This window comes from Amycolatopsis sp. NPDC059021, assembly GCF_042739895.1.
In the GTDB taxonomy this organism is placed as follows: Bacteria; Actinomycetota; Actinomycetes; order Mycobacteriales; family Pseudonocardiaceae; genus Amycolatopsis.
In genome coordinates, this window is sequence record NZ_JBHYIQ010000011.1 from 77584 (window position 1) to 100323 (window position 22740).

Annotated in this window: 23 protein-coding genes; 11 read left to right on the forward strand and 12 right to left on the reverse strand. The window is 70.2% G+C overall.

Features of this window, described 5'->3' with window-relative positions; all coding sequences use genetic code 11:
* Positions 1-142 precede the first annotated feature (142 nt).
* Entirely contained in the window at positions 143-1126 is a 984-nt protein-coding gene (locus ACFWX1_RS08935; protein ID WP_378385400.1) for an alpha/beta hydrolase, read from the reverse strand.
* 117 nt (positions 1127-1243) lie between these two features.
* On the reverse strand, positions 1244-2575 hold the full coding sequence (locus ACFWX1_RS08940; RefSeq protein ID WP_378385402.1) for a cytochrome P450: 1332 nt from the start codon (positions 2573-2575) through the stop codon (positions 1244-1246).
* A gap of 159 nt (positions 2576-2734) precedes the next feature.
* Here ACFWX1_RS08940 and ACFWX1_RS08945 point away from each other — a divergent pair, with 159 nt between their 5' ends.
* Positions 2735-3568, forward strand: coding sequence for an SAM-dependent methyltransferase (locus ACFWX1_RS08945; protein ID WP_378385404.1), 834 nt, complete (start codon positions 2735-2737; stop codon positions 3566-3568).
* A 65-nt stretch (positions 3569-3633) separates the two neighbouring features.
* Here ACFWX1_RS08945 and ACFWX1_RS08950 read toward each other — a convergent pair whose 3' ends face one another.
* A complete protein-coding gene (locus ACFWX1_RS08950) occupies positions 3634-4389 on the reverse strand; it encodes an SDR family oxidoreductase (protein WP_378385406.1) in 756 nt (251 codons plus the stop codon).
* A gap of 87 nt (positions 4390-4476) precedes the next feature.
* On the opposite strand from ACFWX1_RS08950, the gene ACFWX1_RS08955 reads away from it, so the two are divergent.
* The gene (locus ACFWX1_RS08955; protein WP_378385408.1) at positions 4477-5340 is read left to right on the forward strand and encodes a helix-turn-helix transcriptional regulator; all 864 of its coding nucleotides are present in this window, start codon (positions 4477-4479) and stop codon (positions 5338-5340) included.
* A 15-nt stretch (positions 5341-5355) separates the two neighbouring features.
* On the opposite strand, the gene ACFWX1_RS08960 is transcribed toward ACFWX1_RS08955, so the two are convergent.
* Genes ACFWX1_RS08960 through ACFWX1_RS08970 form a run of 3 tightly spaced genes read right to left on the reverse strand, consistent with a single transcriptional unit; the run spans position 5356 to position 8317 of the window.
* On the reverse strand, positions 5356-5874 hold the full coding sequence (locus ACFWX1_RS08960) for a DoxX family protein (RefSeq protein ID WP_378385409.1): 519 nt from the start codon (positions 5872-5874) through the stop codon (positions 5356-5358).
* 50 nt (positions 5875-5924) lie between these two features.
* Entirely contained in the window at positions 5925-7241 is a 1317-nt protein-coding gene (locus ACFWX1_RS08965) for a 2-hydroxycarboxylate transporter family protein (RefSeq protein ID WP_378385411.1), read from the reverse strand.
* Positions 7238-8317 carry a tartrate dehydrogenase gene (locus ACFWX1_RS08970; protein WP_378385413.1) on the reverse strand — a complete coding sequence of 360 codons (1080 nt, stop codon included), beginning with the start codon at positions 8315-8317 and terminating at the stop codon, positions 7238-7240. The genes ACFWX1_RS08965 and ACFWX1_RS08970 overlap by 4 nt, the downstream gene beginning before the upstream one ends.
* An 84-nt stretch (positions 8318-8401) precedes the next feature.
* Here ACFWX1_RS08970 and ACFWX1_RS08975 point away from each other — a divergent pair, with 84 nt between their 5' ends.
* A complete protein-coding gene (locus tag ACFWX1_RS08975) occupies positions 8402-9304 on the forward strand; it encodes a LysR family transcriptional regulator (RefSeq protein WP_378385415.1) in 903 nt (300 codons plus the stop codon).
* Positions 9305-9437: 133 nt separating this feature from the next.
* Positions 9438-10235: an SDR family NAD(P)-dependent oxidoreductase gene (locus ACFWX1_RS08980; protein WP_378385416.1), complete on the forward strand. Its 798-nt coding sequence runs from the start codon at positions 9438-9440 to the stop codon at positions 10233-10235.
* Here ACFWX1_RS08980 and ACFWX1_RS08985 read toward each other — a convergent pair.
* On the reverse strand, positions 10220-10843 hold the full coding sequence (locus ACFWX1_RS08985; protein WP_378385418.1) for a Pr6Pr family membrane protein: 624 nt from the start codon (positions 10841-10843) through the stop codon (positions 10220-10222). The genes ACFWX1_RS08980 and ACFWX1_RS08985 overlap by 16 nt on opposite strands.
* Before the next feature lie 88 nt (positions 10844-10931).
* Between ACFWX1_RS08985 and ACFWX1_RS08990 the strand changes: the two genes are divergently transcribed.
* Together ACFWX1_RS08990 and ACFWX1_RS08995 are read left to right on the forward strand one after the other, a co-directional pair.
* Positions 10932-12068 carry a TetR/AcrR family transcriptional regulator gene (locus ACFWX1_RS08990; protein WP_378385420.1) on the forward strand — a complete coding sequence of 379 codons (1137 nt, stop codon included), beginning with the start codon at positions 10932-10934 and terminating at the stop codon, positions 12066-12068.
* A 53-nt stretch (positions 12069-12121) separates the two neighbouring features.
* Positions 12122-13138, forward strand: a complete 1017-nt coding sequence (locus ACFWX1_RS08995) for a helix-turn-helix transcriptional regulator (RefSeq protein ID WP_378385421.1) — start codon at positions 12122-12124, stop codon at positions 13136-13138.
* 27 nt (positions 13139-13165) lie between these two features.
* On the opposite strand, the gene ACFWX1_RS09000 is transcribed toward ACFWX1_RS08995, so the two are convergent.
* The 4 genes from ACFWX1_RS09000 to ACFWX1_RS09015 form a co-directional block, all read right to left on the reverse strand.
* Positions 13166-14323, reverse strand: coding sequence for a serine hydrolase domain-containing protein (locus tag ACFWX1_RS09000; RefSeq protein WP_378385423.1), 1158 nt, complete (start codon positions 14321-14323; stop codon positions 13166-13168).
* Entirely contained in the window at positions 14320-14844 is a 525-nt protein-coding gene (locus tag ACFWX1_RS09005; protein ID WP_378385424.1) for a response regulator transcription factor, read from the reverse strand. Before ACFWX1_RS09005 ends, ACFWX1_RS09000 begins: the two co-directional genes overlap by 4 nt.
* 72 nt (positions 14845-14916) lie before the next feature.
* A complete protein-coding gene (locus tag ACFWX1_RS09010; RefSeq protein WP_378385425.1) occupies positions 14917-16053 on the reverse strand; it encodes a hypothetical protein in 1137 nt (378 codons plus the stop codon).
* Between the two features lie 152 nt (positions 16054-16205).
* The gene (locus ACFWX1_RS09015) at positions 16206-16808 is read right to left on the reverse strand and encodes a TetR/AcrR family transcriptional regulator (protein ID WP_378385426.1); all 603 of its coding nucleotides are present in this window, start codon (positions 16806-16808) and stop codon (positions 16206-16208) included.
* A 105-nt stretch (positions 16809-16913) separates the two neighbouring features.
* Here ACFWX1_RS09015 and ACFWX1_RS09020 point away from each other — a divergent pair, with 105 nt between their 5' ends.
* Together ACFWX1_RS09020 and ACFWX1_RS09025 are read left to right on the forward strand one after the other, a co-directional pair.
* On the forward strand, positions 16914-17834 hold the full coding sequence (locus ACFWX1_RS09020) for an SAM-dependent methyltransferase (protein ID WP_378385428.1): 921 nt from the start codon (positions 16914-16916) through the stop codon (positions 17832-17834).
* A gap of 268 nt (positions 17835-18102) precedes the next feature.
* A complete protein-coding gene (locus ACFWX1_RS09025) occupies positions 18103-18288 on the forward strand; it encodes a hypothetical protein (RefSeq protein WP_378385430.1) in 186 nt (61 codons plus the stop codon).
* A 55-nt stretch (positions 18289-18343) separates the two neighbouring features.
* Here ACFWX1_RS09025 and ACFWX1_RS09030 read toward each other — a convergent pair whose 3' ends face one another.
* Positions 18344-18919 (reverse strand): DUF5946 family protein, encoded by a 576-nt coding sequence (locus ACFWX1_RS09030; protein WP_378385431.1) that lies wholly within the window; start codon positions 18917-18919, stop codon positions 18344-18346.
* 266 nt (positions 18920-19185) lie between these two features.
* Here ACFWX1_RS09030 and ACFWX1_RS09035 point away from each other — a divergent pair, with 266 nt between their 5' ends.
* Genes ACFWX1_RS09035 through ACFWX1_RS09045 form a run of 3 tightly spaced genes read left to right on the forward strand, consistent with a single transcriptional unit; the run spans position 19186 to position 22634 of the window.
* Positions 19186-19392 carry a heavy-metal-associated domain-containing protein gene (locus ACFWX1_RS09035; RefSeq protein WP_378385433.1) on the forward strand — a complete coding sequence of 69 codons (207 nt, stop codon included), beginning with the start codon at positions 19186-19188 and terminating at the stop codon, positions 19390-19392.
* A 52-nt stretch (positions 19393-19444) separates the two neighbouring features.
* A complete protein-coding gene (locus ACFWX1_RS09040; protein ID WP_378385435.1) occupies positions 19445-20383 on the forward strand; it encodes a hypothetical protein in 939 nt (312 codons plus the stop codon).
* The gene (locus ACFWX1_RS09045; RefSeq protein ID WP_378385436.1) at positions 20373-22634 is read left to right on the forward strand and encodes a heavy metal translocating P-type ATPase; all 2262 of its coding nucleotides are present in this window, start codon (positions 20373-20375) and stop codon (positions 22632-22634) included. The genes ACFWX1_RS09040 and ACFWX1_RS09045 overlap by 11 nt, the downstream gene beginning before the upstream one ends.
* Positions 22635-22740: the final 106 nt, after the last annotated feature.

Genomic DNA, 22740 nt, shown 5'->3' on the forward strand with positions numbered 1-22740 from the left:
TGTGCGTCACCCCGGGGCCCTGTGGGGGGGTTGGGGGCTAGGCGGCTCTCTGGGTGTCTGTTTTCTTTGCCCCGGGCCCGGGTGTCAAGGAATCCTGACAGTCGAAGTTCTTCGAGGGGAGGGAAACTCGCGCGACGGCCGATCAGTGGCCGACCGTGCGGTCGGCCCACGCTATGACGGCCTGGAAGTAGTCGGGCGCGTTGGGCGCGTAGTTGATCGCGTGCCCGTAGCCCTGCAGCGCATAGGCGGTCAGATCCGCGCCGGAGCTGTAGTACGGCGCTTCGGAGTTCCTGATCCCGTCGGCCGACGAGCAGTCGGTGGCCAGCAGTCCACAGAAGACCGTGTCCTGGCCGAGCGCGATCATGACCGGCTTGTCGATCAGCAGCGAGTAGGGGGCGATGATGCCGATGGGGAAGAGATCCGCGGCCTGTTCGTACGCCGAGGTGTCCCTCGTCGCCTCGTCGAAGGCGACCGCGCCGTCCACCCTCGGTCCCGGCGTGTGGAAGATCGAGTACCGCGTATCCGGCTGTGTGGTCAGGTAGCCGACGTCGTAGCCACCACCGGAGAACCGGGGATCGAGCGCAGCCGGGTAGGTGGCGGCGAAGACCGCGGTCGTGCCCGCGAGGTTCAGCCGGTGTGCCAGGCCCGTGACGAGTACGGCGTCGACGTCGTGGAAGGTGGCCGCTTCGATGCTGGCGGTGCCGGAGCCGAACGAGTGCCCGCCCAGGATCACCTTGCCGAAGCCCGGCCCCTGCGCACCGGACCGGACGGCCTGGATCACCTGGTGCACCACGGCCGCTTCGGTGATCGTCGTCAGCAGCGCGCTCGGCGGCGTGGTGCTGCGCGCGGTGCCGAGCCGGTCGAGGGCGAGGGTGGCGTAACCGGCGTTGTTCATCGCCAGGCGGTAGGACCGGATTTCCGGCTGGTACCCGATGTCCCAGTACGAACTGTTGTACGTGCCACCGGGAATGAGCACCTGCACCGTGTTCGCACCGCCGGGCGGGACGCACAGTGTGCCGTGCATCGTCTGCGGGAGCGTCACGAGCGTCACCGGGAAGTACAGCTCCTGACAGCTCGCGCCGTCGGCCCTGGCGGGCGCCGGCACCAGCAGGAACCCGAGTGCCACCACCGTGAGAGCGACCGCACGCCGGCGACGGTTCGAGGCACGTTTCGTCCCCCTGCGGGATTCGTCCACGGAAATTTACCTCCGAAATGAACTAGTGTTTTCGGTTTTCGATGTCGGTCAACGCGCCCGCCGCGGTGTCACCGTCATCGGCATCCGGGTGGGATAAGCGGCCGAGGTGACCGTGGTGCGCACCGGCACGCCCGGTACCGGGACCACGTCCCAGCCGGCCAGGATGGTGGCGGCGACAAGCGTGATTTCGGTGTGGGCAAAGGCTTTCCCGATGCACTGCCGACCGCCCGCGCCGAACGGGACGTACGCGCCCCTCGGAATGCGCGCGGCCCGCTCGGGCAGCCAGCGATCGGGATCGAATCGCTCCGGGTCTTCATGGAACCTCGGGTCGAAGTGCAACGAATACGGGCTGAACATGACCTCCGTGCCCGCAGGCAACCGTACTCCGCCGAGTTCGACGTCTTTCAGCGCCCGTCGCATGAGAATCCAGATCGGGTACATCCGCAGGACCTCGTCGACGATCCGGCGGAGGTACTCGAGCTTCGCGACGTCGGCGAACGTCGCCGCGCGTCCGGCCAGCACCCGGTCCACTTCGGCCCGTGCCCGCCGCTCGACGGCCGGGTTCCGCGCCAGCTCGTGGAAGAACCACGCCAGTGCGACGGCGCTGGTTTCGCTGCCCGCGGTGAGCAGGGTGATGACCTCGTCGTAGACCTGGCTATCGGTCATGGCCTCGCCGGTGTCCTCGTCCCTGGCCAGCATCAGCATGGACAGCAGGTCACCATGATCCTCTCCCGTGGCACGCCAGGCGGTGATGACTTCCCGCACGATCCCCCGTAGCCGCTCGACGGCCCGGTCGAAGCGCCGGTTGGCGGGGACGATCGGGACGTGTTCGAGGAATCTCGGTGAGAGCGCCCGGATCATCCCTTCCTTGAGTACCACCGGGATCGACCGGCGTGCCTCCGCGATGGCACGCCGTCCCAGTTCGGTGCTGAAGAGCGTTTCCCCGACGACGGTGATGGCCAGCCGTTGCATGTCGGTGTCGAACCGGCGGACCTCGCCCGCGCGCCAGGTGCCGGTCAGTTCCGCGGTGGCCCGCACCATCGTGCCGGCGTATCCGGCGAGCCGGGTGCGGTGGAAAGCGGGTTGCACCAGTCTGCGCTGCCGCAGGTGGAAGGCGCCCTCCGACATGACGAGACCGTTTCCCATGAACGGCCGGAAACGGTCGAAGACAATGCCTTTCGAGAAGCTGGTCCCTTCGGTGACGAGTACGCGATTCACCAGCTCGGGGTTGGTCAGGAAATAGGTTTCCAGCGGGCCGAGGAAGATCCGCACGACATCGCCGTGCGCGCGTAGGGAAGAAGTGAACCCGGCGCGATGGCGCAACATCGACGGGGTGTGCCCCAGAAGAATCCAGCGGTCCGGCGCGACCGGGACGTTCATTTCCCTCTCCTCCGCTTCTGAAAGGAGGTTTGCCACCTTAGGCGCCGAACGGTGCATGACAACAGCACCCCATCGGCTGATGCGCCGTCACACCGATGGACCAGTCAAGGGTGCGGGGGAGTGAGTAGGCTTTCCGATCCGAGACGAGAGAGGTGCGCGGTGACGACGCCACGTCAGGACCAGGACTGGGTTCCCCCCGGAATCGACACGACGACGCCGAGTGGTTCCCGGACCTACGACTATCTGCTGGGGGGCGCGCACAATTTCCAGGCCGACCGGGACGCCGCGGCGATGGCGGAGAAGATCATGCCCGGTATCCGGGACGTCGCCAGGGTCAACCGCGCGTTCCTCGGCCGGGTCGTCCGCGCGCTGATGGACCTGGGCGTCCGGCAGTTCCTCGATATCGGCTCGGGCATCCCGACCGTGGGCAACGTGCACCAGGTCGCCGAGGAGATCGACCCGCGGTCCAGGGTGGTCTATGTCGACCGTGACCCGATCGCCGTCGCCCACAGCGAGATATTGTTGCGTGACAACGAAAACGCCGCCATCGTGCACGCGGATTTCACCGACCCGGACGGGATCTTCGACAGTCCGCAGGCGCGCAGGCTGCTGCGCATGGACGAGCCGATCGGCCTGCTGATGGTGGCGCTGCTGCACTGGATCCCCGACGAAAGTGATCCACAGGCGCTGCTCGCGCGGTACCGGCGCCGTATCCCGGCCGGCAGCTACCTGGCGATCTCGCATCTGGTCAGTGCCGAGGACAGCGACCGGATCAACAGCGCGGTCGGCACGTTCAACCGGGCGAGGGGGAACGACCAGGCGACCACGCGCGGCTACCACGAGGTCGAGGCGATGTTCGGGGACTTCGCGATGATCGAGCCGGGCCTGGTCGGCTGCGCGCTGTGGCGGCCGGGCGGGCGGGGCGACATGTCCGACGATCCGAACGCCAATGTGCAGCTCTACGGCGGGGTGGCGCGGAAGACCACCGGCTGACCGAGCACTGTCCACAGTGGAGGAAGCCGCCCCTGGCGCGGGCCGGGGCCCGGCTACCCTGACTGTCAGGCCATGCCGCCGTTCGCGCGCAACGTCTGCCCGTTGACCCAATGACCGGCGGGACTGGCGAGGAAGGCGACGACGTTCGCGATGTCGCCGGGAGTGCCGAGGCGTTCCAGCGGCGGAGTTTTGGCGAGCGCGTCGACCTGCTCCGGGGTTTTGCCGTCCAGGAACAGCTCGGTGGCGGTCGGGCCGGGGGCGACGGTGTTGACCGTGACGTCGCGCCCGCGCAGCTCGCGGGCCAGGATCAGGGTGAGGCCCTCGACCGCGGCCTTGCTGGCGGCGTAGGCGCCGTAGGTGGGGAACTGCGTGCCGACGATCGTGGTGGAGAACCCGACGAAGGAACCGCCGGGGCGCAGGCGCCGGGCCGCCTGCTGGGCCACGACGAAGGTGCCGCGGATGTTGGTGCGGTGCACCGCGTCCAGCACGCCGAGGTCGAGGTCCGCGATCGGGGAGAGCGCCAGCCGCCCGGCGGAGTTCACGACGACGTCGACGCCGCCGAACTCGGCCTCGGCGCGATCGAAGAGCGCGGCCACCGCGTGCTCGTCGGCGACGTCGGCCTTGACCGCGATCGCCGTGCCGCCCGCCGCGGTGATCGCGGCGACCGTCTCCTCCGCGGCCGCGGTGTTGCCGGCGTAGTTGACGGCCACGGCCAGCCCGTCGGCGGCGAGCTTCTCGGCCACGGCGCGGCCGATGCCGCGGGAGCCTCCGGTCACGATGGCGGCCCGCCGGGCCGCGGGAGTGGTTTCGGTAGTGATCATGCCGACCACGATGCGCGCCTCCGTCGCGGGGAGCCAGGGGATGACATCCCCTGTGTCCCGCGGCCCGATCGGACGCACACTGGAGTCATGACTTCCGCGAAGTACGCCGAGCTGGGTGCCTTCCTGCGCTCACGGCGCGAGCGCATCCGTCCCGGGGACGTCGGCCTGGCGGCCGGGCCACGACGGCGGGTCGCCGGGCTGCGCCGCGAGGAGGTCGCCCAGCTGGCCGGCGCTTCGGTCGACTACTACAACGAGCTCGAGCGCGGTGCCGGCTCGCAGCCCTCGGAACAGATGCTCGCCGCGCTCGCCCGCGCCCTGCGGCTCACCCACGACGAGCGCGACCACCTCTTCCATCTCGCCGATCGCCCCGTGCCGGCACCGACCGGGGCCACTTCCCACGTCCATCCCGGCATGATGGACCTGCTCACCCGGCTGACGTCGACACCGGCGCAGGTCATCACCGACCTGCACGTGACCCTCGTCCAGAACCCGCTCGCCGTCGCACTCCTCGGCGACCAGTCCGGCTACCGAGGCAAGCAGGCCAGCTTCGTCTACCGCTGGTTCACCGACCCCGAAGCCCGGCGCCTGTATCCGGAGGAGGACCACCGGACGCAGTCCCGCGCCTTCGCCGCCGACCTGCGGGCCGCCGCGGCCCGCCGCGACGCCAAGGACACCGAGGCAAGTGCGATGATCGACGAACTGCTGCGGCGCTCGCCCGAGTTCGCCGGGCTCTGGGCCGAGCACGACGTCGCCTTCCGCAGGGACGACCGCAAACGCCTCGACCACCCGGTGCTCGGCCTGCTCGAGGTCAACTGCCTCAACCTGTTCAGCGAGGACGGCCGCCAGCGCCTGCTCTGGTTCACCCCGGCGCTCGGCACCGAGAGCGCCGACGCCCTCGACCTGCTCGCCGTCATCGGTACCCAGCGGATCGACACCGGCGAAAGAAGCTGAAGGTCCCGGTACGGGCTAGAACAGCGAACCGACCGCGACGGCCGCGCAGACGGAAATGACTAGCCCGCCCACCGCGAAGCCCAGCGGCTTCTGCCGCCACGCCGTGTGGCGGTCCAGCGCGTACCAGCCGGGACCGGTCAGCAGCAGCGCGAACGCCATCACCGCCAGCGTCAGCTCCAGTTCGAACCCGGGACCGGTGCTGCCGAAGAGCCCGCCCGACCACTTCACGCGCACCGCGCTGATGCCCACACCCAGCAGCCCGGCGGCGGCCAGTGGGGTGAACAGGCCCAGCACCAGCAGCAGCCCGCCGGCGACCTCGGTGATCCCCGTGAGCCAGGTGAGGAACTCGATGTTGTGACTGAATCCGTAGCCCTGCAGCAGCGTCCCGAAGTGCGCCATGTCCGGCCCGCCGAACAGCCCGAACACCTGGGTCAGCCCGTGCGCTCCCATCGCGACCGCCAGCATCAGCCGCAGCGCGAGCAGCCCGAAGTCCAAGCCACCGTTCTCATCCGACCAACGGGATATGTTCGCCACGCCGACACCCTAGTCATCTCGGGCGCGAAGCCTAGCGACACACCGGGCGGCTACCGGAATGCCTGGATGAGCAGGGCCGCGCTGATCACGGTGCCGACGCCGCCGATGCGGGTGGAGATCTGCGCGAAGGGCATGAGCACCATCCGGTCCGAAGCGGACAGGATGGCCACGTCGCCGGTGCCGCCGAGGCCGCTGTGGCAGATCGTGACGAGCGCGGCGTCGATCGGGTAGAGGCGCAACCACTTGCCGACGAAGAACCCCGTGGTGGCCATCGCCAGGACCACCACGACGCAGGTGATCACGAATCCCGCCGAGATGGCGTCGAACACGCTGTTCAGCGGTACGTACAGCATCCCGAGACCGACCATGACCGGCGCGATGAAATGACCGGAGACGATGCCGTAGCAGGCGCGGGCGCCATGGACGGCACTGTCCGGGAAGATGTCGAGCAGCTTGCAGAGCACCGAGAACACGATCACCAGGACCGGCGCGGGCAGGTGCAGCCATGGTGCGGCGAGACAGCCGCAGACGTAGAGAGCGCAGATCACCAGGACACCGGCCGCGTAGTTCGGCGCCTCGGGAGGGACATCCGGTTCGTGGTCCGCGGCGGGGGTGGCCTTCCGGTGTTTGACCAGTTGCCCGCCGCCGTCGAGGTGGGGCCGCCGGTCGCCGAGACGGCGCAGCAGCCCGGCCACGATGATGGCGGCGATGTTGCCGATCACCGCGGCGGGGATGAGCCGGGCGACGAAGCCGGCCGCCTCGCCGCCCAGCGCGTGCGCATAGGCCGCGGACAGCGGGACGACGCCCTCGCCGATGCCGCCGCCGAGGATCGGCACCACGAGGTAGAAGAACGCCTGGTGCGGCGAGTAACCGAACAGCAGCGCGACGCCCAGTCCGGCGCCGATCGCCACCGCGGTCCCGGCGAGCAGTGGCGGGAAGATCTTCACCAGCGCCTTGAGCATGGTTACCCGGCGCATCCCCAGGATGCTGCCGACCACCAGCGACGAGATGACGAAATAGAGGAAGTTCGCCTCCTTCATCACCGCCGCCGTCGCACTCAGGATGTTCTCGCCGAACACTCCGAAGTAGACCAGGACCGAGGGCACCAGCAGGCACAGCAGCGCGCCGCCGCCGATTTTCGCGATGACCGGCAGCCGGTTTCCCAGCGGTCCCAGCAGCATCCCGAAGCCGGTGATGACCGCGAGGCCGCCGATCATGTCCCGCGGTATGCGGTCCAGCGCTCCGGCGACGAGCACGAGCGCCACCAGGACGACCGGGACGGCGAGCGGGACACCCCCTACCTTGAGCTTGAAAGGATTCCGGGTTCTCGGGTCCGGGCTCCCGGTTGTGGCCGCGGACGCGCTCATCGTTCGCGCAGCGCGTCGGCGATCGCGGTGCCGAGCGCGACGGTCGTGCCGTCCCCGCCCAGGTCCGGGGTGATCGGCGCGCCGCCGCGCGCCAGCACGTCCTCGATCGCGCGCAGCACGGCCGCGCCGGCGGCGTGCTCGCCGAGGTGATCGAGCATCATCGCGGCGCACCAGATCTGGCCGATGGGATTGGCGATTCCCTTGCCCGCGATGTCCGGGGCCGAGCCGTGCACCGGTTCGAACAGGCTGGGGAAGGTCCGCTCCGGGTTGATGCTGGCGCTGGGGGCCACCCCGATCGTGCCGGTGCAGGCGGGGCCGAGGTCGGACAGGATGTCGCCGAACAGGTTGCTGGCCACCACGACGTCGAACCAGTCCGGATGCAGCACGAAGTTCGCGGTGAGGATGTCGATGTGGTACTTGTCCACTTCGACGTCGGGGTACCGGGCGGCCATGAGCTGGACGCGCTCGTCCCAGTAGGGCATGGAAATCGAGATGCCATTGCTTTTCGTCGCCGAGGTCAGGCGGCGGCGCGGCCGGGTGCGGGCCAGCTCGAAGGCGTACTTCAGGACGCGATCGACGCCGGTGCGGGTCATGACCGTTTCCTGCACCACCGTCTCCCGGTCGGTGCCCTCGAAGATCTTGCCGCCGATACTGGAGTACTCGCCCTCGGTGTTCTCGCGGACCACGAAGAAGTCCACGTCGCCCGGCAGACGGCCGGCGAGCGGGCTGGTGACGCCGGGCAGCAGCTTGACCGGGCGCAGCGAAACGTACTGGTCGAACCGGCGCCGGAACTGCAGCAGGCTGCCCCACAACGAAATGTGGTCGGGAACCACCTCCGGCCAGCCGACGGCGCCGAAGAACAGGGCGTCGAATTCCCGCAGCCGGTCGAACCAGTCCTCCGGCAGCATCGTGCCGTGCCGGAGGTAGTACTCGGCGCTGGCGAACTCGAACTCGGCCAGGTCCAGCTCGAACCCGTGGAGCTCGGCCGCCGCGGTCAGCACCCGCACGCCTTCGGGCACGACTTCCTGCCCGATGCCGTCGCCGGGGATCACCGCAACACGGTAGGTGGTCGTCATGGTCGTATCGTAGGAAGAACAAAATGGCCGAGAAACAGCCGATTTAACACAACACTATTGCGTCAGACGAAAGGAATGAGTGCCGTGGATCTGCCGGAGCTGGACGATCTCCAGTTCTTCGACGGTGTGGCCCGCTCGCAGACCCTGACGCAGGCGGCGCGGCGCTGGGGTGTGTCGCCGTCCGCGGTGAGCAAACGGCTGGCGCGGCTGGAGCGGCGGCTCGGCGTGCAGCTGGTGACCCGCAGTACCCGCCGGCTCGATCTCACCGGCGAAGGAGAGCGCTACGCCGCGGGCGCGGCTCGCCTGCTGCCGATGATCACCGATCTGGAAGAGGAGGTCGGCGAGCGCCGCCACGGGGTGCGCGGCCGGGTCGCGGTGCACTCGACCATCGGGCTGGGGCGCGCGCACATCGCCCCATTGCTGGGCGGATTCCGGAAACTCCACCCGGACATCGAGATCGACCTGGAACTGTCCCCCTTGCCGCTGCATGTCGCCGGTACCCCATACGACTTCGCTGTCCGGGTGGGCAGGCAACGGGATTCCGCGCTGCACGCGCGGTTGCTGCACCCGAATCGGCGGGTGGTGTGCGCGTCGCCGGATTATCTGCGACGCCGGGATCCGCCGCGTTCGGTGCACGACCTCCCGGACCACGACTGCATCGTGATCCGGGAGAACGACTCGGACTACGCGATCTGGCGGTTCGGTACCGGCGCCGAGGAGGCCGCGATCAAGGTGCCCGGCGCCATGATCAGCAATGACGGCGAGATCGCCACCCGATGGTGCGCCGACGGGCACGGCCTGGTGATGCGGTCGCTGTGGCACGTCGCTCCGCTGCTGCGTACCGGCGAACTGGTGCAGGTGCTGCCGGACGTGCCCACTCCGGACGCCCACATCTATGCCGTGTACGCCTCCGCGCGGGCACTACCGCGCCGGGCGCGGCTGGCGATCGACCACCTCGCGACGGAACTTCGCCCGCGACTGGCTTGATCCGCCGCCCGGCCGTTCGCATGCCGCAACTACTGGTCGACGGTCCGCAATCCCGCACATGGCCGCGAGCGGTGGAGGTGACTAATTTGGGCTACCACCACGAAGATCCCGTCCACACGGAAAAGGAAGCACCATGGCTCGCCTGAAAGGCAAGACCGCCGCCGTCACCGGCTCGAGCTCCGGCAACGGCCGCGCCATCGCACTGGCGCTGGCCGCCGAGGGCGCCAACGTCGTCTGCTCCGACATTCGCAAGTCCACTCGGGACGGCGGCTACGAGGCCGATGCCGACCAGGACACCGACGACGCGATCCGGGCCGACGGCGGGACGGCCGAGTATCTCGACGCCGACGCGAGCAAAGCCGCCGATATCCAGGCCGTCGTCGACCGTGCGGTCCAGGCGTTCGGACGGCTCGACGTCATGGTGAACAACGCGGGCATCCTGCCCGCCCCGCACACGATCGTCGACGAGACCGAAGAAGAGTTCGACCGCGTCATGCTCGTCGACTGCAAGAGCGTGTGGCTCGGCTGCAAGGCCGCGATCACCCGGATGCGCAGGCAGGACGTCGTCGACGGCACCCGCGGCCGGATCGTCAACATCGCCTCGATCGGCGGACTGGCCGGACTGCCCATGGCGCCCGCGTACAGCACCGCCAAGGGTGCCGTGGTGAACCTGACCCGGCAGCTCGCCGCCGACTTCTCCGCCGAGCGGATCAATGTCAACGCCGTGTGCCCCGGATTCCTGCACACCGCGATGCTCCGCCCGCTCCTCGACGCACCGGAACTGAACCAGGCCCTGCACAGCGCGACGCCATGGCCGGACCTCGGCCACGCCGAGGACGTCGCCAAGGCCACGGTGTTCCTTGCCTCCGGTGACGCGTCGTGGGCCAGCGGCAGCATCCTCACCATCGATGGCGGCTACACCGCGCGCTGATGCCCGCGGTGGCGGGAAAGGCGGGCATTCCCTGCCCACGCCACGATCGTTGCCAGGACGGGTAGCGCGACGGCGACGCCGGCGATGGTGACGAGGATGGCCGGTGTGCCGTGCTTCAGCGGGCTGATGACGGAGTAGGGATACCAGTGCACGATCGGGCCCCGGATGAAGGTGTAACCGAGGTAGACGATCGGGAAGATCAGCCAGCGGGCGGTCCCGCGGGCGGTGAGGTGCTCGCGGGGCGGTGCGATCAGCCAGTCGGCGACCGCCGCGAGGGGAATGGCGCCGTGCACGACGAGATTCGCCCACGGGATGGAGAGCGGTTCGTTCCGGACCAGCGACCAGTAGCCGGCCCCGACGAGGATCAGGTACAGCACGGTCGCGCCGCGTAGGTGATCGGGCATTCCCCGGCGGCCCGTGAGCGCGGCGATCCCGCCGGTGCCGAACACGACGACGCCGAGCAGGTTGCTCTGGATGGTCAGGTAGCTGAAGTAGTTCGGCAGCCCGCGGCCGGGAGTGTGGCCCGCGTGCCAGGCCAGCGTGCCGAGCGCCGCGGCGGCCAGTGCCGCCACGGCGAGCCGGAAGAGTCCGAGAGTGCGTCTGCGCATGCCGCCAAAGTAAATGATCGTTCTCAAGGTGTCCACGAACGTTCTCTCTGGTTGACAGGCGAACACGCAGGGAGTGAAAATCTGTTCTGTGGTGGTTAATCGGCGGGACGCCGTGATCGAGTCGGCGACCGAGCTCTTCGCGGAGCGTGGTTTCGGTGGGGCGGGGGTCGAGGACATCGCTGCCGCCGTGGGGGTCACGCCCGGTGCTCTGTACCGGCATTTCGCAGGCAAGGAAGCGATCCTCACGGCGGTGCTCCACGACGCCGCGGACCGTTCGCTCGCACTGACCGGGCGGTTGCCGCGGACGGGCGAGCCCGCCGCGTCGCTGCGCGAGCTCGTGGGCGGCGCGGTCGCGTTCGCGCTGGACAGGCCGGGATCGCTGAGGGCGTATGCGCGCGAGCGGCAGCGGATCCGGGACGAACGGCTGCGCGCGAAGGAGCGGCGGTTGCTCGCGTTCTGGGAACGTACCGTGCTGCGTGCCGCGCCGGACGTCGGTGCCGGCCGGGTCGCGGTGCGGGCGCGGGCGGTGCTGTCCGCGGTCGCCGCGGTGATGCGGCCGCCGCGGCCGGTCGGCCGGCCGCGGCTCGACGAGATGCTCACCGAGGCCATGCTGCGCGTGATGTGCTGCCCCGCGACGGCGTCCGTGCCCGAAGTGCCGGTGCCGGGCTGGCGGCCGCCACGGGGCAAGCGCGAGGAAATCCTGGTCGCGGCGCTGGCGTTGTTCCGCGAGCGCGGGTTCCACAGTGCGGGTGTGGACGACGTCGCCAAGGTCGCCGGGCTCGCCGGTTCCGGCCTTTACCGCTACTACCAGGACAAGACCGCGATCCTCGTCGACGCCTACGACCGCGCGAGCGCACGGGTGAGTGTCGGCGCGGAGAACGCGGTCGCCGCGGCTGCCGGCCCCGCCGACGCACTCGAGCGCCTCGTCCGGTCCTATGTGGACGTCGCGTTCTCCGATGTGGACCTGATCACGGTCACCGCCAGGGAGGGTTTCGCCGTCCCCGAATCGGAACGGGCAGGCCTGGCCCGGCGGTATGCCCGGGTGCGCGATCTGTGGGTCGCCGTGGCTTGCGACCGCGACCCCGGTCTCGCCGAAGCCGAGGCGCAGTTGCTGACCGAGGCGGCGATCCCGCTGATCACCCAGCTCGCGCTCGCCGGCCCCGACACCCGGGAGGAGGCGGTATACCTGGCGCTCGCGCTCTTCGGCGACCTGAGCCGGTCATGACCGGTCCGGTGAATTCGGTTGTGGTGATCGCGGGCAGGCGCGATGGTGGGTGGATGGGCGTTGGGGAGAGTGTGCGTGCTTTGCCCGCGTTGGCGGGGGAATCATCGGATCCGCGGGAGCTGGCCGAGGCGGTGTCGCTGGCCGTCGGCCGGGTGGTGGCGCACGACGCGCTGCGGTTGGTGGGGACCAGCCCGGCCGGTGCCGGGCACACCGTGTTCAGTTTCTGGCACAACTTCGAGGCCGAGTTCGGGAACCAGTTCATGCGGCTTCACCACTCCGGCCACGACCCGTGCCTGCCGGCGGAACTGGCGCGGCGGCCGGTTCCGGCGGGCCTGGTGGGTGTCGGCGGCGGACGGCGCGACCGGGAGATGCGCCGGTTGTTCGACGCCCACGGCGTCGGCAGCGAGCTGCGGGTACTGCTGCGGGACGCACACGGCGTCTGGGGATCGCTGGCTTTGCTGCGTTCGGCGGGCGGCCGGACCTTCGACCGGGCCGATGCCACGCGGGTGCTGGAGCGGACACCCGAGTTGATCGCGACGGTGCGGAGGCACGTGCTCAGTGGCCCGGTGCGGCCGGTCGCGCCGGAGCCGGCACCGGGCGTGTTCGTCGTGGATCCGGCGGGCAAGATCGTCGGCGCCACGTCGGCTGCTTCGTGGTGGGCGGAGCGGCTGCGCGAACACCATCCGGCCAGCTGGGTGGACGCGCTGATCACCGGCCTGGCCACCCAGACACGGCAGTCCGCGGCCGCGCCGCCGGTGATGCACGGGCCCGCGGTGCGGTTCGGCCGGTGGATTTCGGCGGAAGGACAGCTGCTGGCCCCGGACGGCTCGGTGACCGTGCTGGTACGGGCGGTGCCACCCCGGCAGTTGCTGGGCTCGCTCGGCGGCTGGTACGGGATCACCGCCCGGGAGCGGCAGGTGATCGGGTGCCTCCTGGACGGGGCGGCGGCCAAACAGGTCGCGCGCCGCCTGGAGATGTCGGTGCACACGGTGCACGATCACCTCAAGGCCGTCCACCGCAAGTTCGGCGTCGCGGGCCGGGCTGAGTTGCTCGCCGTGCTGAACGCCTAGGGGCCGCACGTCACGCGCGGAACGGGCTCAGCGTGCCAGCGCCTGGTACACGGCAGTCACGATGCTTTGCGCACGGGCGTCCCCGAGGGTGCCGCTGGTGCCGTCACTCACCATGCGGTTCATGACGTAGGTGACGACCATCCGGGCGTCGAAGTCGACGACGGCGAGCGACCCGCCCGCACCGCCCCAGAAACAGGTGCGTGGATTCGGCAGGATCGGGGTGTGCGAGTCGGCGAGACCGTAGCCCATTCCGAACCGGACGGGAACGCCGAGCACCTTGTCGACACCGTCGGACTGCTCTTCGAAGACCGTCGCGCAGCCCTGCTCGGACAGCAGACGTGTGCCGCCTGCCGAGCCGCCGCAGGCGAGGACGGACAGGGTGAGAGCGACCGAACGCGCGTTGCCGTGCCCGTTGATCGACGGGGACTCCGCCGCCCGCCATGCCCGGGTCCTGGTCGCCGCGAGCAGCCCGCCCGCCGGCGGATTGGTGCTGACCCGCTTCTGGATCTCCGGGTCTCCGCCGTCGGTGGCCGGGGGAGCGCCGAGCGTCCCGGTGATGACCAGTTCGGCGACCCGATCGTCTTCGGTGGCGGGAAGTCCGATGTGGAAATCGGTGCCGAGGGGTTCGGTGACCTGCTCCCGGAGAAACGTGCCCAGGGACTGCCCGGTGACCCGCCGGACGACCTCACCGACGAGGTAGCCCTGGGTGACGGCGTGATACCCCGAGGAGGTACCGGGCTGCCACCAGGGAGCCTGCGCCGCCAGCAGGCCGGTGCAGGTGTCCCAGTCGTAGAGGTCTTCGAGCGTGATGGGTGTGTCCCAGCCGGGGACGCCCGCGGTGTGGGAGAGCAGGTGGCGGACCTCGACGCCGTCCTTCCCGCCCGCGGCGAACTCGGGCCAGTACTTCGCGACCGGGGCGTACGGATCGATCTCCCCGCGGTCGGCGAGGACCAGCGCACACAGACTGGTCAGCGTCTTGCTGGTGGACCACACGTTGACGAGGGTGTCGCACTCCCAAGCCCGGGTACGCGCCGCGTCGGCGTAGCCGCCCCAGAGGTCCACGACGAGTTCACCGTCGAGGGAGACCGCCACCGAGGCACCGAGATCCTTCGTTTCCAGCAACCCCGCCAGTGTTTCCGACACGGTGACGAACCGGTCGTCGCACTCACCTTGGACCGTGTTCATGATTCCGCCCCCTTCTCCAGCACCGCGGCGAAGGCGGCAAGCTCGGCATGGCCGCGCTGACCGAGCTTACCGCCGATCCTGGTGAGGTGGTTGCGGACGGTTTTCGGTGCCAGCACGAGATGCCGGGCCAGATCCGCGGTCGATCGGCCCGCCGCGAGCAAACGCAGGATTTCCCTTTCCCGCCCGGTCAGCCCGCACCAGGTCCCGCCGACCGCCGTGGTGAGCAGGTCCGGCCCGAAGAACACCCCGCCGGCGGCGACCGTGAGCACCGCGCGCCGCACGGTGCCGGTGGAAACCTCCCCCTGGAGGAATCCTCGTGCCCCCGAGCGGATCGCGGCCGGGAGCGACCCGGTGTCCACCCAGGCCAGCACGGGAGCACCGGACCGCACGGCGGCGCGCTCGCGGAAGTCGGTCGCGACCACGTCCGGCCGGTCGCCGGGCTCGGCCACGATCGTGAAGCCCGCGTCCCGCAAGCGGGTGCGAAGCACTTTGGACTCGGTGAGGACCGTGGTCAGCTCCACGGTTCCGCTCTCCGCTGAGGAAGACAGGACGGCTGTGTTCCCGCGTTCGTTCACAGCCACGACCTTGGCCCGTCAGGGGCGCTCCGGATATCCCCGAATCTCGGGGGTTGACGATCGTGCGATGAAGGACATGGTCCAGGGGGTGCCGGGAACGGCGTCGTGTCCGTCGCCGATCGCCCACAGGCCTCCGCCGGGGATGCCGGCCAGTGCGAGCACCTGGGGGTGGCCGGGCATCGGCTGCGGGCCGTCCACCCAGTCCTGCCCGGTGAACCGCAGTACCGAGGTGCGGGTGGTGCCGCCGGCCCACAGCGTGGAGCCGTCGGTGGCGAGGCCGGCGAGGCGGGCCGCGTCCGGTGTGGACGGTGTGGGGGTGACGGTCCAGTCCTGGCCGTTCCACCGCATGGCGAACGCCTGGAAGGGGCGTTCGCTGCCGGGCCCGTTGTTGTCGCCGATGGCACCGGCGACCCAGACTTCGTTCGCCGAAACGGCTTTCACCGTGTCGGTGACGACATCGTGCGCCTGGCCCGGGGTGGGGACGCGCGACCACCGGCTGCCGTCGAAGTGCAGGACGTAGGCGTCGTATTTCGCCTCGGCTGTGGGGCGGGTCCGGCCGACGGCCCAGACATCGTCCGGGGCTCGCGCGGACATGCCGGTGAGCCAGGACGACTCGCCGGGCAGCGGGAGCTGCTCCCGCGTCCATGCCGTTCCCGTCCAGCGCAGCACCACGGCCTGGATCGAGGGTGGGCGCTGGATGTTGCCGCCCACCCAGATGCCGGTACCGGCCGCGGCGGCGGTGCTGAGGCTGATCCGGCCTTCCGGGTCGGTGGGAGGCGGGGGCGTGGACCACGCCGAGCCGTTCCAGTGGTGGACCGTGGCGCCGGTGGTTTCGGACGCGACCGCCCACAGGTTTTCGCTCGAGGTTCCCGCGAGGGCGACGATGTCACCGGCACGGCCCAAGCCGATGGCTTGCCATGCCCGCCCGTCCCAGCGCAGCACCACCTGTTCGGTGACCCAGGGCGGCACGAGCCTGATCCAGTGGGTTCCGGCGGCCCAGGCGTCGGATGGCCCGAATGCCTGTATCGCCTTGACGTGGATGTTCGCGGCGGGAAGCGGGGTCGTCTCCCAGGCCGGCGCGGCTCGCGTGACCGCGCCCGCGGTCGTGACGCCGGTGAGGAGGCAGGCCGCCGAGGTGAGGACGCATACCAGCATTCGCGTGCGGGAAGTGTTATAGGACAAGGGGTTTCGAGATACTCGCCCCGGTCGTTCCGCGGAGGTGGATTCTGGACATCGCTGCATCCACGTAGTGTTCGCGCGGCCAGGGGAACTGTCACCCGCCGACCGGTCGAACGACGTTTCGGTTGCTACCGAAGAAGATCTGGCTCGTCTGTTCCGGGGGAGGCCTGGAACGCCCGGATCATGAGTGCGGCGAAGCGCCGGGAGGCCGCGATGCGTGCTGCCGGTGTGCTCGCGTGGATGCCGTCGTTGGCCATGATCATCAGGATCAGGTCGCCGGTGCCGACGTCGGGGCGCAGACGTCCGGTCTCCTTGACGCGGCGGAGCAGTCCGGCCGCGGAGGTCAGTGAGGACGCGCGGATCGCGGCGAAGTCCACCGCGCGCGGGAAGGTGGATTTGAAGGCCGCGATGAAGCCGTGGTCGCGGGCTTGCAGCTCGCAGAGCTTCCCGACCGCGACGCGGAAGCCGTGCCAGGGATCGGGATCGGCGAGCCCTTCGTCCATAGTGGACTGCCAGGCGAGCGCCTGGCGAGTGAAGGTCTCGGCGGCCAGTGTCTCCTTGGCCGGGAAGTGGCGGTAGACGGTCGCGGGCCCGACCTCGGCGCGCCGGGCGATCTCCCGGATCGGCACGTCCAGGCCATCGGTGCCGAACATCGCGCGGGCCGCGCCGAGGATGCGGTCGCGGTTGTCGCGGGCGTCGGAACGCAGGTCCTGAGGCAAACGAGCGGTCACCGCTCTCACTTTAGCCAGCCGGCCGCGAGCGTCCGTTACGGTCGGCTGCCGCAGGGGCGTGCGTCGGCAACCGCGATCTGATTCCGGAGAAGGGCAGGGCAGCACATGACTTCCGCCAGGCGTGACGGGGACACCTGGGACCTGGCGTCCAGTGTCGGGGCGACGGCCACTCTGGCGGCGGTGGCCCGTGCGATGGCGACCCGCGAGGAGCGTCCGCTCATCGAGGACCCGTTCGCCGAACCGCTCGTCCGCGCGGTCGGCGTCGACCTGCTCACGCGGCTGGCGGCGGGCGAAGCGGCCCCCGGCGACCTGGTCGGGCAGGTGGCGATCGACGGGGCCAAGGTGCGCACCAAGTTCTACGACGAGTTCTTCCTCGAGGCGGCGAACGCGGGCATCACGCAGGCGGTGATCCTGGCCGCGGGACTGGATTCCCGCGCGTACCGGCTGCCGTGGCCGTCCGGGACCGTGGTGTACGAGGCCGACCAGCCGCGGGTCGTCGACTTCAAGACCCGCACACTGGCCGCGCTGGGCGCCGTGCCCGTGGCCGACCGGCGTGTGGCCGCCGTCGATCTGCGTGACGACTGGCCTGCCGCACTGCGCGGCGCCGGATTCGACCCCGGCCTGCCGACCGCGTGGAGCGCCGAAGGGCTGCTGGGCTACCTGCCGCCCGAAGCGCAGGACCGGCTGCTGGACACCATCACCGAACTCAGCGCGCCGGGCAGCCGGGTGGCCACCGAGAACCGGCCCAACCCGGAACCAGGCGACGACGACAGGACGAAGGAAGGCCTGCACCGCATCTCCGAACAGTGGAGCGCGCACGGTTTCGCTCTCGACCACGCGCGGCTGCGTTATTTCGGCGAACGCACCGAAGCGGCGCCGTACCTGGCAGGCCGCGGCTGGACGCTGACCACGATCAGCGTCCGGGACCTGTTCGCCGCCAACGATCTTTCGTCTCTCGAGGGCGACGACCTGCGCATGGGCGACGTGCGCTACGTCAGCGGCACCCTCACCCAGCCCACGGAGTAGCAGCCACTCCGGACGCGATCCCGAGGGTCCGGCCGATTCCGTTCCGCACCCGGCCAGTCGCCGCGCGTGACCGCCCGGGTGCTCGCCGTGGGTACCGATCGGGCAGCCGGCGTGTCCCGGATTACCGAAATCCCGGTTGCCCGGGGCGGAACGGCGTAGGGTGTGACGTAGCAAACATTACGTGCGCCGCGGCACAGCACAACGGAATCAGGAAGCGCCCGGTTCCGCCGGGCACTCTGGCCGGAGCACGCTTAAGGTCGTGATGAGAATGACTACTGGGGTTCCCGCGCGCGGGGTTTTCGAAGTCGATTGGGACGCCGAACTGAACCGCTACCGCGAGCGTGCGGTGGCGACGCTCGCGCAGCACCGGTCGAGCGAGGGCCATTGCCTGAAGTGTGGCACGCCGACGCCGTGCCCCGCCGCGTGCGGGGCGGAGTTCGTGCTGGAGCTCTGACGCGCGGGCTCGACGCCCGCTGTGCGGCTCGTGGCTGCTCGGAGGAGAGGTCGCCTCAGCCCTGGTCGCCGGGCCGGGCCTGCCAGGCTTCGATCGTGTCCGCCGCCCAGGTGCGCACCGAGTCCGCATAGTGTTCGGCGGGGAAATCGCCGTCCCCGGCGACGTCGGCGATCGTGGTGCCGAACGTCGTGGGCGGCTCGCTGTCCGGAAACGCCGGGGCGCCGGGAAAGGCGTCGACGCGCGGGGACTGCCCGCCCGAGCGGTGCGAGTTGAGCCGGCGGGCACGCTGGGTCAGGGCCGCCACCTCGGCCTGCCCGCCCCGGAGGAAGGCATGCAGGAGCGCCCACCGCACCGGCCTGGCCGAGACGGGTTCGCGGGACGGATGCTGGAGCAGAAAGCATGCCACCGCGACGCCGTGCAGCGGTCCCCATGGCGCCTGCCGGGAATGATCGAGCGCCAGTAATCGCTCGAACAGTTCGTCGCAGGGGATCGGCAGAGCAGGAGCTCCGCAGCCGGGACACCGTTGCACCCTTTCATCATCGCACTGGGGATCCGCGGCACCGATACGGTCGCCACGTGCTCGTGACTTCTCGGGTGCTTCGGTCATCGTGAGCTGGGTGAGTCGTGGCATTCATGCTCCTCGTTTACATACCTATACCGGGTATCTCCTCCTGGGCTAGTGCGGCTGCCGGGTGCCCGAGGCTGCCGCACTGGTGTTTTCGGTCACGGCATTCAGGTTTTCCGCGGTCGTACCTGGACGGTCGCGGATCTCCGTCGTGTGGGGCCGCCGTGCGTTGACTACGTTACCCCCCTAGGGTATGAATAGCGGTGTCGGCGAGCGAGGCGATCGCCCGGCTCGTCCGGTCCTGAACGCCAGTGAAGACAAGGGGAACACCGATGAGCGACACCACCTACACCGTGACCGGCATGACCTGCGAGCACTGCGTGCGCTCGGTCACCGAGGAAATCGGCGAGATCGACGGCGTCACCGGCGTCGTGGTGGACCTGCCGACCGGGAAGGTGACCGTCAGCAGCGCCAGGGAACTCGACGTCGCGGACGTGCGCGGCGCCGTCGAAGAGGCCGGATACGAGCTGACCGCCTGACACGCGGCAGCTCCTCACCCGCGGGCCACGCGCCCGCTGCGAGGACACGGACATGAACACAGCAGCGAAGCTCTCCGCCTACGGTGTGGCTCTCGCCCTGGTCGCCGGTGGCGGCTGGGCGGCAGGTACCGCTGTCGGTCCCTTCCCCGGCAAGGCCGGGGTGCGTGGTGGCGAGGACACCGCGCACGGGGACGCCCACAGCGGCACCGTCGCGGAGGCCGCGAACACCGGCCAGCCCGGCGGGCTGGCGTCGTCCAGGGGCGGCTACACCCTCACGCCCACCAGCACGACGCTCACCCCGGGAACGAACGCTCCCTTCACCTTCCGTATCACCGGCCCCGACGGCGCACCCGTGACGGCGTTCGACGTCGAGCACGAGAAGCGGATGCACCTCGTCGTCGTCCGCCGTGACACCGCCGGCTTCCGGCACATCCACCCGGAACTCGGCGCCGACGGGACCTGGACGGTTCCGCTGGCCGTGCCGGAGGCGGGCAGTTACCGCGCGTTCGCCGACTTCAAACCGGCCGGCGCCGCGGCGACCACGCTCGGCGTCGACCTGGTCGCACCGGGGGATTTCCGGCCGGTCACGTACCAGCCGTCGCGAGTGGCCACTGTGGACGGTTACCGGGTGCGGCTCGACGGTGACCTCGTCCCAGGGCGCTCGTCGCGCCTGACGGCGACCGTGACCAAGGACGGCCGTGACGTCACCGACCTGCAGCCCTACCTCGGCGCCTACGGGCATCTCGTCGCGCTGCGCGGCGGCGACCTCGCCTACCTGCACGTCCACCCGGACGGCGAGCCCGGTGACGGCAGGACCCCGGCGGGTCCCGGAGTGACCTTCTTCGCGGAGGTCCCGTCGAACGGCACCTACCGGCTGTTCCTGGACTTCCAGCACGCAGGGCAGGTCCGCACCGCCGAATTCACCGTCGCCACGACATCGGTTGCCGGCGCACCCGCCGCGGCAGGGGAAGGGATGGGTCATGAGCACTGAAGTCGAACACGCCCAGCCCGTGACCGGCGAGGTCGAGCTCGCGATCACCGGGATGACGTGCGCCTCCTGCGCGACGCGCATCGAACGCAAACTCAACAAGCTCGACGGCGTCACCGCGACGGTCAACTACGCCACCGAGAAGGCCAAAGTCGTCTACTCCGGCGACGTCGAGCCGCGGCAGCTGGTCGAGCAGGTCGAGGCGGCGGGCTACAGCGCCACGCTGCCCGCCCCCAAGGCCGAGACCGCCGACGCCGGACCAGCCGAGGAGGAGGACCCGACGCGGTCGCTGCGGCAGCGGCTGATCGTGTCGGCGGTGCTGTCGGTCCCGGTGATCCTGCTCGCGATGATTCCCGCGCTGCAGTTCACCTATTGGCAGTGGATCTCGCTGACACTGGCGGCGCCGGTGCTGGTGTGGGGCGCGCTGCCGTTTCACCGTGCCGCGTGGGCGAATCTGCGCCACGGTGCGGCCACAATGGACACATTGATTTCGATCGGGACACTCGCGGCGGGCCTGTGGTCGGTGTACGCGCTTCTGTTCGGCAGCGCGGGCACGCCGGGGATGACGCACGCGTTCGCGCTGACGATCGAGCGGATGTCCGGTGACGGCAACATCTACCTCGAGGTCGCGGCCGGGGTCACGACGTTCATCCTCGCCGGCCGCTACTTCGAGGCTCGCTCGAAGCGCCGTGCCGGTGCCGCGCTGCGGGCGCTGCTGGAACTGGGCGCCAAGGACGTCGCGGTGCTGCGGGACGGGACGGAACAACGGATCCCGGTCGGCCGGCTGGCGGTGGGGGACCGGTTCGTGGTGCGGCCAGGGGAGAAGATCGCCACCGACGGCGTGATCGAGGACGGCAGCTCCGCGGTCGACGCCAGCATGCTCACCGGCGAGAGCGTCCCGGTCGAAGTCGCGCCCGGTGACACTGTGGTGGGCGCGACCGTGAACGCGGGCGGCAGGCTCGTCGTCCGGGCGACCCGGGTCGGTTCCGATACGCAACTGGCGCAGATGGCGAAGCTCGTCGAAGACGCGCAGACCGGCAAGGCCCAGGTACAGCGGCTGGCGGACCGGGTGTCGGCGGTGTTCGTGCCGATCGTCATCGCTCTCGCGGTCGGCACGCTCGCCTTCTGGCTCGGCGCGGGCGGTACGGCGTCGGCGGCCTTCACCGCCGCGGTCGCGGTGCTGATCATCGCCTGCCCCTGCGCGCTGGGGCTGGCCACGCCGACGGCGTTGCTGGTCGGGACCGGCCGTGGCGCGCAGCTGGGGATCCTGATCAAGGGACCCGAGGTGCTCGAATCGACCCGCCGCGTGGACACCGTGGTGCTGGACAAGACCGGCACCGTGACCACCGGGCAGATGTCCCTTGTGGACGTTCACGTCGCGGACGGTGTCGAACCGGCGGAGGTGCTGCGGCTGGCCGGTGCGCTGGAGAACGCCTCGGAGCACCCGATCGCCCAGGCGATCGCCCGTGGCGCGCGGGACAAGGTCGGCGACCTGCCGGCTGTCGAGGGCTTCACGAACGTCGAAGGCCTTGGGGTACAAGGAATCGTCGAAGGCGCGGCGGTCCTGGTCGGCCGGACGGCGTTGCTGGAGCGGTGGAGCCAGCATTTGCCGGAGGACCTCGCCGCGTCGAAGGCCGCGGCGGAGAAACTGGGCCGGACCGCGGTCGCCGTCGGCTGGGACGGACGCGCCCGCGCGGTGCTGGTCGTCGCCGACACGGTGAAGCCGACCTCGGCCGAGGCGATCCGGCGGCTGCGCGGTCTCGGGCTCACCCCGGTGCTGCTGACGGGCGACAACGAAGCCGTCGCCCGTGCGGTGGCAGGCGAAGTCGGGATCGAGCAGGTGATCGCGGAGGTCCTGCCCCAGGACAAAGTGGACGTCGTCAAGCGGCTTCAGACCGAGGGCAAGGTCGTGGCCATGGTCGGGGACGGGGTGAACGACGCGGCCGCGCTCGCCAGGGCCGATCTCGGCCTCGCGATGGGGACCGGCACCGATGTCGCGATCGAGGCCGCGGACCTGACCCTGGTGCGGGGTGATCTTCGGACCGCGGCCGACGCGATCCGGCTGTCGCGGCGGACCCTGCGCACGATCAAGGGAAACCTGTTCTGGGCCTTCGCCTACAACGTCGCCGCGTTGCCGCTCGCGGCGGCCGGGCTGCTGAACCCGATGATCGCCGGCGCGGCGATGGCGTTCAGCTCGGTCTTCGTGGTGAGCAACAGCCTGCGGCTGCGCGGATTCACAGCCGTGGCGAACTGATCCGGGGAACCGGGATGGGGGCCGCCGTGCCGGGGGCGGAGAGGGGGGCCCCGCGGTGGTCGTGGCCGGGTTGGGGGGGGGGGGGCACGTCGAGCCCCCGCTCCGG